This window comes from Sphaerochaeta sp. S2 (genome assembly GCF_016406725.1).
Classification (GTDB): domain Bacteria; phylum Spirochaetota; class Spirochaetia; order Sphaerochaetales; family Sphaerochaetaceae; genus Sphaerochaeta.
In genome coordinates, this window is sequence record NZ_JAEKNT010000249.1 from 1 (window position 1) to 1278 (window position 1278).

Genomic DNA, 1278 nt, shown 5'->3' on the forward strand with positions numbered 1-1278 from the left:
GCATAGATCTTTTCGGCGAAACAACCACACTGATACAATCAATAGGTGTTGTTACTTCCTTAAGACTCGACACTGCCTTAACCCCTTCTACTTCATCATAGACAGGATTAACAGGTGTTACATTATAGTCGAATTTTAAAAGCTTATTGTATATCTTATTACCGTATTTTTCTGGGTTTGGATTAGCACCAACAACTACCCAATTTTTCATTTCCAACATTTTTGCAATTGTCTTTTCCATATTTCCTCCTGACCCCCTGCTATGGGGTAATTTTATTTTAACCAAATTTGAAAACGATTACAAGTCTAAACATTTTATATATACCACTTTTCGTGGTAAAATAACATGATAAGAAGGTGGAACACTTGAAAAATAAAGCTGTTATTTTAGGTGCAAATTATTATATAGGTTTAAGTGTTATTAGATGCTTAGGCAGAAATGGTGTCCACACGGTTGCCATTGAATATCAAACACAAGGTACATACGGTTTTTTATCTAGATACCTTAAAGAGAAACATATCGCACCTCACTATAAAAAAGATACTAGAGCATTTGTTGATTTTCTAATCACTTATGCTAAAACACAATCATATAAGCCCGTACTATACCCCTGTGCAGATCCATATGTAGAAGTCGTGGATGCTCATTTAGATGAACTCAGAGAGTATTATTTAATTCATCAATCGGAGCAAGGATTATTTTCAAAACTCATGGATAAAAACAGTCTACATGATATTGCTGTTGCACATCGTGTTTTAGTACCTGAAACCATTCGTATTGATGATGACAACCTCATTGAACGTGTGAAAAATGAAATTGGCTACCCATGTATTGTTAAGCCCTCTGATTCACCTGCTTTTGTGGATGTTTTTAGATACAAGATGTTCAAGGTTACGAATGAAGCAGAATTAGTGGCTGCAATTAAAAAAGCAACTTTTAAGAACCTTGACGTGTTCGTTCAGAGAATCATACCAGGATTCGATGATCACATGTATACTTATGATGCTTACTTAAACCAAGATTCAAAAGTAACTCATTATATGACCTGTAATAAAAAGAGACAGTACCCGATTAATTTTGGTGCTTCTGTTTTTACTGAACAAGTCCACGTGCCACAGCTACATGAAATTGGCGCACCTTTTTTAGAAGCGGTCGGTTTTAAAGGATTTGCAGAAATTGAATTTAAAAAAGATGAGAAAACAGGTGACTTCTATCTGATCGAAATAAATGTTAGAACCACCAATTTAAATGTGCTTTTAGAAAAAGCAGGCATCAAT

General features: G+C 34.6%; 2 protein-coding genes. One reads left to right on the plus strand and one right to left on the minus strand.

Annotated elements, in window-relative coordinates; translation table 11 throughout:
* Window positions 1-241 (minus strand): CoA-binding protein (locus JF818_RS07075; protein ID WP_198891331.1); only part of this gene is annotated, 241 nt, incomplete at its 3' end.
* Between the two features lie 125 nt (window positions 242-366).
* On the opposite strand from JF818_RS07075, the gene JF818_RS07080 reads away from it, so the two are divergent.
* On the plus strand, window positions 367-1278 hold a 912-nt coding region (locus JF818_RS07080), incomplete at its 3' end, for a hypothetical protein (protein ID WP_198891332.1).